The organism is Hydrocoleum sp. CS-953 (genome assembly GCF_002260545.1).
GTDB lineage: Bacteria > Cyanobacteriota > Cyanobacteriia > Cyanobacteriales > Microcoleaceae > Trichodesmium.
This window is the reverse complement of record NZ_LGSU01001447.1, coordinates 1-13608: the sequence shown is the minus strand read 5'-3', so window position 1 is coordinate 13608 and position 13608 is coordinate 1. Positions and strand designations below refer to the sequence as shown.

Here is a 13608-nt window from a genome sequence, read left to right as displayed (position 1 = left end):
CCCCTACTCCCCTACTCCCCTAAATTCCACCCACAAAAGAATGTGGCTTCAGAATATTTTTAGGGTCAAATTTCTGTTTAATTCCACGCATTAAATCAAGAGCATTTTGGTTATAACCCCAAACATCAAGTTTTTCTTTCACCTCTAATGGTGCTGCTAAAACTGTTAGAAACCCACCTACAGATTCACACCACCGCCGTAATTCTATAATAGTTTCAGGAGTAACTGAATTAAAGTGTAATTCTCCTAAACCAACACCTGCATGAATTAATCCTAAACCTGTTTCTAGACCTGGTTTATTTAAAGTTTCTACAGCTTTATTAGGCATTACTCCTATCTTACAAATTACTTCTGTATTTTCCTGAGAATGCAAAATTTTCTGTTTTAATTTTTCCCATAATTCTGCTTCATAATCCTGATATCTGGTGGAATTTAAACCTAATTTATCTCCTACTTCTAATACTCGATTAGATTGTTCTTCAACACTGTCTATTATGGTTTGAAATCTTACTATTAATCCTACGCCTTTTCCTAAGTCTAATTGTTCAACTAAATTACTTGAAAGTAAGTCAACGGCAACAGGTGTTAATGCAGAAGATAATAAAGTTTGAGTTGCTTGGGCAATGTTATTTTTTTCTCCTACTAAAACAACAGTTCCCGATGCTTCTTGTATGGGATAAACCCTAAAAGTAACTTGACTAATAATACCCAATGTGCCGTAAGCACCTGTAAATAATTTCATTAGATCGTAACCTGCAACATTTTTGACTACTCGTCCTCCTGCTTTAGCAATTTTTCCATCTGAACGGACGAAACTAATACCCAGTAACATATCTCGCACGCCTCGGTAGCGTTGACGTAAAGAACCAGTGTCAGCAGTAGCAATAATACCGCCAATAGTTGCAGTTTCTGGATAAGCAGGATCGAACGCTAGAAATTGACCTGCTTTTGCTAGGGTTGCTTGTAATTCTGCATATTTCATCCCCCCTTCCACGGTAACAGTTAAGTCACCGACAGCGTGTTCGATGAGACGGTTGAGGCGATCGCTACTGACTACTATTATTCCCTGGTGGTGACTAGTTGGATCGACTTTGACTAACCCTCCCCAATTGACTTTACTACCACTACCGCAAGGTAATATTACCCAATTATTTTTAGCGCAGCAAGCAACCACATCAGATAGTTGTGCTTGAGTTTCTGGATAAATGATGCAGTTAATAGTGTTGTCGGGAGCGATCGCCTGTGAGATTTGTTGTTGTTTTGTTGGGTCGATATTTTCCCATAAACTGATATTGTCTTTGCCAACAATAGTTTCTAATTCTTGTATGTTAAATGTATTTTCTTGTGAAATCACTATGATTAAATTAATAGTATTCGTAAATTTTTTGACAGTTAGGAATTTAAAATAATTCCCATTTCTTTTTATACNGTTAATAGTGTTGTCGGGAGCGATCGCCTGTGAGATTTGTTGTTGTTTTGTTGGGTCGATATTTTCCCATAAACTGATATTGTCTTTGCCAACAATAGTTTCTAATTCTTGTATGTTAAATGTATTTTCTTGTGAAATCACTATGATTAAATTAATAGTATTCGTAAATTTTTTGACAGTTAGGAATTTAAAATAATTCCCATTTCTTTTTATACCACATTGATTGACTTTATTGAAATTAAAATTAGCAAGTTAGATCAAATCCAGTAGTATCGGTATAATTTATGCCTTGTAGGGGTTTGGTGACCAAACCCCTACCATACGAGTGAGTTTTTGCCAATACTGATAGTACAACCTTATTCTGCAAAGGAAGGGGATTTGATATTAATCTGAGTCTAAAAATTAGACTCCCAAATTCAAAAGTATACTAAAGTTTAGAAAGTAGAGAACTACTTCCCTTTTTTTCATATCAAAAATTAGTCTGTATTTTCTGATTCACCATCATTAAAACACCATTCTTTGAGCTTTTCAGCTAATGATAGTGGTAAAGGATATTTAGATTGAGCGTCAGTCCACCAATGGCAGGTTCGGAGATGATGTGTAATAGCATGATGCAGTTTCAAATTTTCAGGTGATGGAGTAGCTAGAATATTATGAGCGCGAGTTTGTTGATCTTTCCAAGGTTTATTCCGTGATGGATTATTCTGAAAGCGACTCATCTGCTTAGGAAGTTTGTTGGTATCAGGCTTTTGAGCAACACTAAATACAGTTTGCGTAAATTCCACTTTCTCTATGTTGCAGTCTTGTGGAATAAATATTCCCTGTCCAAAAGAAGCACTCTCTTCCTCAAATGTCTCCTCTTTTGTTGTTAACCTATACCCCTCTGGTGCTTCATAGTTGGTCTCGTCGCGAATACGGATAATATGAATTTTCCGAGACGGTGGCTTTTCTCGATCAAATTTGCTGTCTTGTAACCAAGTCCAATAACTTCGAGCATTTTGAGCATGAGCAAATAAATATATATCCTCAGCACTGGAATAGCGATCGCTTAATCTGGATAGCACATTATTGATAACTTGATTATTGGAATCAGATCTTGACGTTCTATTTCTTGCTAATTCACAAATTGCATCAGGCATTGAACGAAATTGTAAATCTCTTGCTGGAAGTAATACACGAACTTGATTTTCGTAGATTGATACAAGAACTGGTTCACTAAAGCTCTGATTAGCAGTTTTCTTATTCCGTCGAATTACATAAAAACCTGCATAAACCGTATTATCCTTGCACAGTTCACCTTCAAAAATTGATAAAGGGTAATCTTGGTTAAAGGGCAAAATTGCATCAATAATAGCAGAAAGAGCGCGATTATCAATATTTTCCTCTAGTTTATCCTCTGATTCAACTTCTTCAAATTCATCACTCCTTTTTACATTTTCAGAAGAAAGAATACATTGAGGAATAAGATTGTATTGTGGTAAAATGGATTTTATATGAGGATATGGATCTTGACCTTTGGAGTAACTCTGATGATCTGGAGGTAGAATTTCTACAATTATTGGGGCTGGAAATTCGGGTTGATTGTGTTTACCAAATTCCTTGATATGTTTAGTTTTAGGAAATAATTCATTTCGTTTTTTAGATTTTTCTTCAGAGATTGGATCGGCTAAACTCTGTGATGACTGAAACTCTAAGGTTAAACTATCTCCAAAATAATGTTTAGCAATTCGTTCGATAGCTTCTCCGACTTCTGGGGTGCGGCAACAGACCAGAATTTTATTAATATTATTCGCTTGTTCTACTAAAAATTGTTGTAATTCTTCGTTAATCTCAGGAAGCTTACCGCTAGAGGGTTTAGAAATTTTCGGTGTTTTCTGAAATCGCTGGCTAATTGATTTTTTAAGTTCCTTAACAATAAGAATTTTTACCCAGGGAGCAGTCAGTGTAGCTTCAGACGGTAAAAAATCTAGAATCTGTTCTAGTAAATTTCGCTCATCACTAAATGGTACTCCCGTTCCCCATCCTGCTTTTTGATAGCTTCTAGCAGGAATTAAAATATCCATCTGGTTTGTCTCAATAAAATCTGTAGGATTAGCTAAAAGACTTTTGATATCTGGAATATCCACAGATAAACGCTCTAAAATCTTTATAACTGGTTGATTTTTCCATTGAGGAGTATATTCACCATTCTCAAAATGGTAATTTGCTGCTAAAGTAGTAAATGCGTTAGGTTCTAATAAATCGTAGTCGCTTAACCAAGAACTTAATCGTCGCACATAGCATCGTGTAGTATTTTTCTGTAGCCTAACCTCTGATTTTTCCCCTCCCTTAACAACCCAACGTTTCATCTGAAAATGAAGATTGATTTTCTTAGGATCGATATCACTCTGGGTAGAGATAATCACAGCAATAGATGCTCGATAACCTCGTGGAGAAGAAAAAGGAGGCCAAGAGACAAGCTCAACTGTATTCGCTCTATAACCGGGGCCAAACAAAAACTTAAAGGAATTGTCTCTGAATTGATATTCGTGTTTATGAAGTTGTAGAGCGATCGCCCAAGATGGTGCCCAATATTTAAGATGTTCTGGTGTCGCCTCACTCCATTCAAACTGACTATCCTCGCACAGAGGTAATAATGCTTTGTGTTCCGACTCTGGATAGCACACTCTTACCCNCTCTATAACCGGGGCCAAACAAAAACTTAAAGGAATTGTCTCTGAATTGATATTCGTGTTTATGAAGTTGTAGAGCGATCGCCCAAGATGGTGCCCAATATTTAAGATGTTCTGGTGTCGCCTCACTCCATTCAAACTGACTATCCTCGCACAGAGGTAATAATGCTTTGTGTTCCGACTCTGGATAGCACACTCTTACCCATCTTCTAAAGATTAGAGCTAGAACTTCTGGTGGAACAATTTTATAGGCAAAAAAAGCTGCTGGGTTAGGTTGACCATCTACCATCAACTTGTCAATTAAACGAATTTGTGGTAGTAGAAGCCGAATTGTCTCAAGCAAAGGCGTAGTTGGAGCATTTTCTTCAGGATCGCCATAATGAAGCTTAAATTTATCCAGATTAGGAAATGACATCACATATCCAGTGATGTTCTTAATCAACTTTTCCTGGTAGTTAAAGTAGATGGGTTGAAAATAATTCAGTCTTGTCATAAATTTGTTCCGTTAATAAAGTGCTTTAATCTAGTTAATGGGTAATAAACAGGACCATATAAAGTCTGAATTAATCGCCCAGAAGTACCACCTTGATTAATGGTAGCTTCTAAAAGTTGACGGGCAGCTAATAAGATTGAGTTTTGCGGTGAATCTCCCGATGGGTTTCCCTTAGCAGTTTCAGGCATGAAGGCAGCATCCATAAACCAAATGACTGTTTTACGACCTCCCCTAGTTGTGCGTCCAATCAATTGAGTGAGGTTGATAGTTAATGTCCAAACTAGAGGATTTTTCAAGGCTATTTCAGCTATTTCATCAGGAAGTCGAGAAAAGATTTGAGGTACTACGAGAAGTATGTCTCGTGCGTGTCGAGATCGTCTCTGAATCGTTTCAACAGACTGCCTACCGAGAATATATACTGTTTCTTTACTCACTCCACTAATTATAGATTGATTGTCATCTGGAGTAGGATGCTGCCTAACAGCGATCGCCATCCCACCAAAAAAAGGCTCTCTTGTATCTGGGTGCATTAGGTTCACAGCACGAGATATTGCCCCCATTGGAGCGATCAAAAATTCCTTTTCACGCCCTGGAAATTCTGTAAGTTTAGACCTGGCTACCTGTTCATCTGATTTCCAATAACCATCTCGAACAACATAGGAAGCTTTTTCTTTATAAGGAGATTTCAAGGAGTTATAAAACGCTTCTGTCTCTGCATAACTATTGGTAACAATAAGTAAATTTTTGCGATCGCCTCCTACATTTTCTACCAAGTAATCCTGAAATTGATCGATAAGTGCTCTACTTTGTTTGCTGGCTCGACAAAGCCCTGTAATCATGCGACTAATATTTTCTAAGCGGTCATCTCCCTGACTACCAGATATCCAAACAGGAGAGCCAGTATCATCGACAAAATGACAATAGAAAAATTCACTATCATTAGCTACTGCTTTAGCTTTATCAGGCGGTGGCTCAATTAATAATGTAGGCTCTAGTTGCACATGAAAAGGATAAGACTGTTTACATTCTCCTGAATAACTCGTTGCTGAAGTAATTAACAGATTGGCAGGTGTCAGACCGTCAACACTAAATATAGAATGCCATTGACTCAAGAGTGCCCTACCTACAGCAATTCCGCGATATATTTTCAGTTGTCCTTTAACATATTGAGCGCTAGTTACCGATCCAACCGGAGAATTAGGAAGTAAGGCATTAAAATCAATTGGAGGAGTTAATGGAAAAGTTGTTTCTAAGTCAACACTAGCTTGCCGTCTAGCAGAAATATGCTTCCCTAATGTACTGAGTAACTTGGCTGAATAAATCCCTAATTGTAAAAGTGTGGCAAGATTTTCTATAAAGCGTTCAGCATCAGATTCTAATTTTTCAAATTCGATCTCCCATTTTGTTTGTTCAATAAACTTTTTGCACTCTGGATGAGGTACAGTTGGTAAAAAATCTCCTGCTAGTAACGCACCGGAGACAAGTGCTAAACGAAACACTATTAGTTTGTCTGCATCCTTAAGACCAACAGTATCAGGTGAATTCGGATTGTTTTGGATGCGTTTAAAAATTTCACGATATTTTTCGTAGAGATCCTCGCGTTCATCCAAAGTTTGTTGTCTGACTTTTTGGAGTTGCTCAACCAAAGTATAAAAATAAAAACTGAATAATCTCAAGTATCTGTCATTCAATAGTTTAGCAGTTGCCAACAAATACAAATTATAAAAATCAGCAACGCCTGCTCTAGCATGAGCTAATCCTGAAAGTTGTTCGGCTAATTTGTCAAAAAATGTCCAGTCAGTAAACAATCTTCCCTTGTGAGTGTATTGTTTTAAAAGCTTTTCAATATCCTGACCAGAAGATTTACCCTTGATACCTTTAGCGATCTTTATATTTCTCATCAAATACATGAGAATGCCAATGACTCGATTAACCAAGTGTCGCTGGTCTTCTGACTGTTCCAAGAAAGGATCGTTGAATTTATCCAGTACAACCACTTCTCCCTTGTTACCATGTACATTTTGATAAGACTCCTTTCGCGTCCAAGTATCCTCNAATATCCTGACCAGAAGATTTACCCTTGATACCTTTAGCGATCTTTATATTTCTCATCAAATACATGAGAATGCCAATGACTCGATTAACCAAGTGTCGCTGGTCTTCTGACTGTTCCAAGAAAGGATCGTTGAATTTATCCAGTACAACCACTTCTCCCTTGTTACCATGTACATTTTGATAAGACTCCTTTCGCGTCCAAGTATCCTCAGTTGAATCATCAAAAGAAGCAAGGGTTAAAGTTGGGTAAAATATCTCATCAAGTTTAGGTTGAGCAAGATCGACTTCATCAATGATAAACAAGTCAGTTGTCAGAGCTAAATATTCAAGTATGGTGATATTTTCCTGTAAAGCGTGAGAAGACAGATTTTTCTGAATAAACCCTTGCAATGTTCCCACAATTAGTTGAGCATCTTCTAACTCAGAAGCTTTAATATGTCTCGGACAAATGGGAGCGATCGGGCAATCATAGCCATTAAAAGGATCGGGGTCATTGACATCTCGTAGTTTTTTAAAACAAGGTGGTCTATTTCTTTGCTCTGCTGAGGGTTGTGGAATTTTAATATCTGAAAGTTCGTAAAGTGGGCAACATTGGGCAAGCCATCGAAAACCGGGATGAGTGAAAGGTTGCTGCTTATGGCTAAACATTACAGCTTGATTGAGTCTGCTCAGATGCTTATGTCGCTCTGACTCTCCAATAATTGGCACTGCTCTAATACCAACTTTTTCAGCAAACTCTAGCCACTCCTGAACTTCACCAACACTGTTCGTTGAAATTGCAACTCGCTTACCATCCTGAATTAAATATGTCACCATACAATCAATTAGAGTTGATTTTCCGCTACCAGTCGGACCTAAAATATGTCCTTGGCGATCGATAACAATTTCTGTAGCTGTTCGATCTTGCTGAATATCCCAATAATTTGATTGACTCAAGATTTGTCCTGCATCATATTTTAAAATTGGTTCAAGTTGAGTTCCCTTTTGAATCAGATCGCCCAAAGGAATTCTAATCGGTTCGCGATCGCTAGAAAGTATAATATTAGGAACTTGGGTAGCGTGATGTATTCCAATGTTAGCAATCTTTTCGGAAATTCGGACTACTCCGATCTCTTGTGGATTAATGTTAAATTCATAGTCTCCTGCTGGAGCTGGTTTGTATTTTTTTGTTTGAAATTTCAGTGGTTTTGTCAATGTCGCATTGTACAAATCATATCTAGTTACTACCATATTCCTAGTTTGCGTAATTGCATTGGCAGTATAATCAATGTTAAAACCAACCCATCCAGAAGTAGCACTTATGGCAATATCATTGTAACTACGAAGTGCTATTTCCCAACTAATTGAACTGCAAAATTCTGGTACTAAATGTCGGAGGTGCTTGATAATCTCCCATTGAGTTTCTGTTATACCAGGTTCCCGATAACCCTGCATCAGAAGATGTGCTTTCTGAATCGGTTGATTAGGGAAATAAGTCTGCAAAGCATAAAGGATTAATTCTGTGCGAGCAAAATCAGAAAAACTCATGGCTATCCGTGGCATTTTTTCCATTGCTTTTCTTAGCTTTTCTATCCAACGTGTTCTATCCCTCATTTAATCTCCTTCTTAATACGCTTAATAAATTCTGATTCTGATAAAACAGGGATATTCCCTTGATAACGGCTTTTAAAGGCGGCTTGATATTTCAGATCGTTCCAACGATAATCTGGCACTACAAAGAATGACTGAGATTGCCCAATATCGGGTATTGTATCTTCATTTAACTCTTTTGCTAACTTAGTAGCACTTCCCCAATCTTTAGCATCGATCGCCCACACATCTCCTTTTGGTAACGTTACTGTTAAATCAGCTTTATCCATTTGAGGCCATAACTCGACCTGTAAACCATGCTTTTTTCCAATCTTTTCTAGAGTTTCAACCAACCGCAACTCAATGAAAGAAGGTCTAATAACACAGATAACAGTATCTACAATTGGAGTCCTATCGACACGCCTCTCTAAAGGTTCACAACACCCCTCTATTTCTCGTGCTGCACAATCTAAATATCCTCCACATACTTTGCATAGTGGTACTGATTGAGATTGAGGTGGTGCTTCCCGATAAGCTTCCATTAACAAACCTTTCACTGATTCAACATCAGGGTTTTTGTCTATAAAGTTAGCAATAGTAAACTCCGAAGGGAATGGATTTTCAGCAATGAAGCGACGAAACAATGTATATGTACTGTATGGTAAATTAAGTCGTTGTATTTCTACCATCAGACGTGGGANGCATAGTGGTACTGATTGAGATTGAGGTGGTGCTTCCCGATAAGCTTCCATTAACAAACCTTTCACTGATTCAACATCAGGGTTTTTGTCTATAAAGTTAGCAATAGTAAACTCCGAAGGGAATGGATTTTCAGCAATGAAGCGACGAAACAATGTATATGTACTGTATGGTAAATTAAGTCGTTGTATTTCTACCATCAGACGTGGGATATAGCTCTGATTCTGTTCCCGTTCTAAGTTTAAAGCAAATTCGCTTGCCCACGCCTCACACTCATCCGATGGCCGATTTTGATCTTCAATCAAAGGTTCGTCTGGATCGTCAAAAGATTCTGAAAAGTCAGCTTCTACTGCTTCTACTGAATTTCTAGCTGCCTCTACCATAGATAGTATAGATGGATGTTTTATTTCACCATCTCGCTCTATCCATTTTAAAGTTAATGCTTGAAAAGCTTCATATAATGGCTGTGGAAATGGCTGTGGAGCATCAACCTGATAGGCAGGTTCCCCACGATTAATGCGATCGCAAATTTCTACAAGTCCCTTACACAGCTTAATCAATAAAATTTCATCTTCATTAAATTGCATATCTACACTAAATTACTTTGGGCATTATCACATTTTATTAGGTTTGTCAAAAATTATTATACCTTGATAATTTTGACTGACAAACTTTCCCTCAATAATTATAGAATGTGTAGAGGCAAATGGCCATTCGCCCCTACAACATAGACTCTTATCTTTCTGGTTTAATATTAAATCTGACGATAAGCAATTACAACATAAAAAGGATCGCCTCCTCCTAAACCTAACATCTGTAAAAAACTAGGTACATTTGACTTTTGAGAAATTACTTCTACTTGACTAAAACCAGGAACACCATTAGCATTTTTTACAGAGTTAAAATAACTCTTTACTAACTCTACTCTTCCCTCTTCCGAATTATCTCGCCAAGCACTAATTGCCTTCTGAGCAAACATCCGATTAGAAAAGCTCATAATTGCTATCCCACCAGGTTTAAGAATACGATGAATTTCATAAAATATAGCATCAGGATATTGCAAATATTGAATCGAAACACAGTTGAGTACAGCATCAAAATCTTTGTCCGGGAAAGGTATTTTTAAATCCTGATTCAAATTTTGAACAAAGTAATGATTTAGTTGACGATTTTTTACCAACTCCTCCTCATTCATACCATGTCCTTCAACATGGGCAAATTCCACTTCTTCCGGTAAATGAGAAATCCAACTACTCATCATATCTAAAATTCGAGTATTAGGTTGGAGGCGATCGCGATATAAATTGGTCAACTGATCAATAAACCCTTCATCCACATGGGTGACAAACCTGGGAAAAGAATAAAATAAGCGATCGTCAGAATCATCTAACTTTGTCCGTTGATTAGCTTGTAATAACATAAAAAGTCAAGGTAGGTTTACACTACATATATTGTAGGTAAATATTACAAAATGTAAAGTGAAGTATCAAGGTAAAATATATTTAATACCATTTATAACTTATAACTAATAACTGAAATGACTCAACTTCCACCTCTCATTTCCCGTGACATTTTATTTGGCAACCCCGAACGGACTAACCCAAAACTGTCCCCCGATGGTAAATATCTTGCCTACATTGCTCCAGATGAAAAAAACGTTTTGCAAGTATGGGTACGAACTGTAGGTAAAGAAGACGATCGCCAAGTTACTGCCGACAAAAAACGAGGTATTCGGATCTATCTTTGGACTTACAACGAAGACCAACTGATATACCTCCAAGATGCTGATGGTGATGAAAATTTTCATCTCTATCAAGTAAATATTCAATCAAATATAGTGCGCGACTTGACTCCATTCCAAGGAGTTAAAGCAGACATAGTAGATATAGATCATAATTTTCCCGACCAAATATTGGTGGGATTGAACCTGAAAAACCCCCAAAGCTTCGATGTTTACCGCATCAACCTCAATAATGGTGCAGTAGAATTTGACACTCACAACCCAGGCAATATCGTTGGTTGGACTGCTGATGCTCAATTTCAAGTCCGGGCAGCGATCGCTAGAACTCAGGATGGAGGTTCCGAGATAGTTTATAGGGAAACTACAGAAAAATCATGGGAAACTATGCGCCACTGGGGGCCAGATGAAGAAGGTAGTCCAGTTATGTTTTCTGATGATGGCAAAATTCTCTATATATCAGGTAATCACGATGCTAATGCTCAACGTCTACTTGCTATCGACCTCGCTGCTCGTCAAGAAAAGGTAGTTGCTGAAGACTCCCAATATGATTTTAGTAGCGCTATCATTCATCCTACTACTCGTAACATTGAAGCAGTAGGTTTCTACAAAGACAAATTAGAATGGCAAATTTTAGACGATAGTATTGTTGCAGATTTTGAATTTCTGAAAGCAGCTCACAAAGGAGAGTTTCGNACGTCTACTTGCTATCGACCTCGCTGCTCGTCAAGAAAAGGTAGTTGCTGAAGACTCCCAATATGATTTTAGTAGCGCTATCATTCATCCTACTACTCGTAACATTGAAGCAGTAGGTTTCTACAAAGACAAATTAGAATGGCAAATTTTAGACGATAGTATTGTTGCAGATTTTGAATTTCTGAAAGCAGCTCACAAAGGAGAGTTTCGCATCGTAGACCGCACTCTCAACGATCTAAACTGGTTAGTCGCTTATTTCACTGATGACGGACCAGTTTATTATTATGCCTACGACCGCACTGCCAAAACTACAACGTTTTTGTTTACGAACCAACCACAACTGGAAGGTTTACAGTTAGCTTCTATGGAACCGGTTTCCTATACTGCTAGGGATGGTCTAACTATTCATGGATACTTAACTAAACCTGTGGGAGTTGCTACTCCAACTTCCGCAGTGCTTTTAGTGCATGGCGGACCTTGGGCGCGGGATACTTGGGGTTATAGACCGCAAGCTCAATGGTTAGCTAACCGAGGTTATGTGGTATTGCAGATTAATTTCCGGGGTTCGACTGGTTACGGTAAAGATTTTCTCAATGCTGGCAACCGGGAATGGGGAGCGAAAATGCACGATGATCTAATTGATGGAGTTAACTGGTTAGTCGAAAATAGTATTGCCGACAAGGATAAAATTGCTATCATGGGTGGTTCTTATGGTGGTTATGCAACATTAGCAGGATTGACTTTTACCCCGGAAGTGTTTGCTGCTGGTGTGGATATTGTCGGGCCGAGTAATTTGATTACTCTAATGGAAACTATTCCTCCTTATTGGGAACCTCTGAAGAAAATCTTTAGTCATCGCATGGGAGATATTGAAACAGAACCAGAATTTTTGAAGTCGCGATCGCCTCTGTTTTTTGTGGATAAAATTCAGAAACCTTTATTAATAGGTCAAGGTGCGAATGACCCACGGGTGAAGGAGTCAGAAAGCGAACAAATTGTTAAGGCAATGGAAGATGCTGGTAAACCTGTAAAATATGCTTTATATACAGATGAAGGACATGGTTTTGCTCGTCCAGAAAACCGTCTACATTTTTACGCGATCGCTGAGGAATTTTTAGCAGAATACCTGGGTGGGAAATTTGAACCAGTAGGAAATATAGAAGGTCATTCTGGTATAGTTAAATGATGCGATGTTTGGATAATTAGGGATTAATTTCGTATTCTTGTAGGAATGTTCTATGGAATATTCCTACATCAAATTATTCAAGACAAAATATACAGCATATTTCGGGCAAATGATGAAAATCTTGTAGATATCTTGCCCGCTACTGGTGTACTTCATAACAACAGAAAGCACTGTATTTACCTACAGCGGTTTTCATTTGGATAGTAGGGACGTTGCATACAACGTCCCTACAAAGTTATCATTTTTTTTATGTGGTTCATTGACCTGAAAATCCCTGTTAAGTTGCTAAAATTAAAATTATTTTGAGATATTTATTCTTTACGAGAATAATTAATATTTAATATTTAATGTGGTGCATAAAAAATGGGGTCAAAAATTGAAATTATAGAACAAACCTTTGCACAAATAAAACCGAATGCAGAGAAATTTGCAGCCAGTTTTTATGTAAATTTATTCAGAGAATATCCAGAATTAAAACCACTGTTTGTTAATACTGATATGGAGAAGCAACAGAAAAAGTTGCTTGATGCTCTAATTTTAGTAGTGGAAAATCTGCGACATGGAGAAGTATTAAAAGGAGTTATAGAAGCGTTAGGAGCGCGACACGTTAATTATGGAGTTTTACAGCAACATTATCCAGCAGTTGGTAAAGCATTACTAGAGACTTTAAAGGAGTATCTTCAAGAAAATTGGAATTCTGAAGTTAAAGCAGCTTGGGTTTCTGCTTATCGTGGAATTGCTAAATTGATGTTAAAAGGAGCAAATTATCAATTTCTGCCAGACATAAAAGAAGAAATAGAAACACAGGAAGAAGCACAGATAATACCTCCTAAAATTAACATTAATTCAGAGATTGAAATAACCAAATCTAAAGTTGAGTTACCTATAGAAGTAATCGAAAATAGTTTTGAGAAAATCAAACCTTACGGAGAATAATTTGCTGCTAGTTTCTCTGAAAATCTATTTATGGCATATCCAGAAGCAAAACCATTATTTGCTAATACTGAAATGTCTAATCAACAGAAAAAATTGCTCAATTCTTTAGTATTAGTAGTGGAAAATTTACGTCAT

8 protein-coding genes are annotated in these 13608 nt (G+C 37.5%); 2 read left to right on the top strand and 6 right to left on the bottom strand.

Annotated elements, in window-relative coordinates; translation table 11 throughout:
* Window positions 1-19: 19 nt before the first annotated feature.
* The 6 genes from AFK68_RS30460 to AFK68_RS30430 all read right to left on the bottom strand — a co-directional run bounded on the left by AFK68_RS30460 (window position 20) and on the right by AFK68_RS30430 (window position 10337).
* A complete protein-coding gene (locus tag AFK68_RS30460; protein ID WP_371357625.1) occupies window positions 20-1360 on the bottom strand; it encodes an FAD-binding oxidoreductase in 1341 nt (446 codons plus the stop codon).
* Between the two features lie 545 nt (window positions 1361-1905).
* The gene (locus AFK68_RS47050) at window positions 1906-4095 is read right to left on the bottom strand and encodes an RNaseH domain-containing protein (protein WP_143438448.1); all 2190 of its coding nucleotides are present in this window, start codon (window positions 4093-4095) and stop codon (window positions 1906-1908) included.
* 2554 nt (window positions 4096-6649) lie between these two features.
* Window positions 6650-8242: hypothetical protein (locus tag AFK68_RS30440; RefSeq protein WP_210407704.1), on the bottom strand; the 1593-nt coding region annotated here is incomplete at its 3' end.
* The gene (locus AFK68_RS47045) at window positions 8239-8760 is read right to left on the bottom strand and encodes a hypothetical protein (protein ID WP_371357624.1); all 522 of its coding nucleotides are present in this window, start codon (window positions 8758-8760) and stop codon (window positions 8239-8241) included. The genes AFK68_RS47045 and AFK68_RS30440, both read right to left, overlap by 4 nt.
* 159 nt (window positions 8761-8919) lie before the next feature.
* Window positions 8920-9504, bottom strand: a 585-nt coding sequence (locus AFK68_RS40245; protein ID WP_210407703.1) for a hypothetical protein, incomplete at its 3' end; no start/stop codon positions are given.
* Window positions 9505-9671: 167 nt separating this feature from the next.
* Window positions 9672-10337, bottom strand: a complete 666-nt coding sequence (locus AFK68_RS30430; RefSeq protein WP_094677682.1) for a class I SAM-dependent methyltransferase — start codon at window positions 10335-10337, stop codon at window positions 9672-9674.
* A gap of 1378 nt (window positions 10338-11715) precedes the next feature.
* On the opposite strand from AFK68_RS30430, the gene AFK68_RS30420 reads away from it, so the two are divergent.
* Window positions 11716-12537 carry a S9 family peptidase gene (locus tag AFK68_RS30420; RefSeq protein ID WP_246844559.1) on the top strand — a complete coding sequence of 274 codons (822 nt, stop codon included), beginning with the start codon at window positions 11716-11718 and terminating at the stop codon, window positions 12535-12537.
* Window positions 12538-12900: 363 nt separating this feature from the next.
* Window positions 12901-13473 (top strand): globin family protein, encoded by a 573-nt coding sequence (locus tag AFK68_RS30415; RefSeq protein ID WP_094677680.1) that lies wholly within the window; start codon window positions 12901-12903, stop codon window positions 13471-13473.
* The last annotated feature ends 135 nt before the right edge of the window (window positions 13474-13608 follow it).

Bases quoted from the DNA above. Each gene is read 5' to 3' on its own strand.
- AFK68_RS47045 (WP_371357624.1), bottom strand. From the start codon at position 8,760: ATGGAAGCTTATCGGGAAGCACCACCTCAATCTCAATCAGTACCACTA.
- AFK68_RS30420 (WP_246844559.1), top strand. From the start codon at position 11,716: ATGGAACCGGTTTCCTATACTGCTAGGGATGGTCTAACTATTCATGGA.
- AFK68_RS30415 (WP_094677680.1), top strand. From the start codon at position 12,901: ATGGGGTCAAAAATTGAAATTATAGAACAAACCTTTGCACAAATAAAA.
- AFK68_RS30430 (WP_094677682.1), bottom strand. From the start codon at position 10,337: ATGTTATTACAAGCTAATCAACGGACAAAGTTAGATGATTCTGACGAT.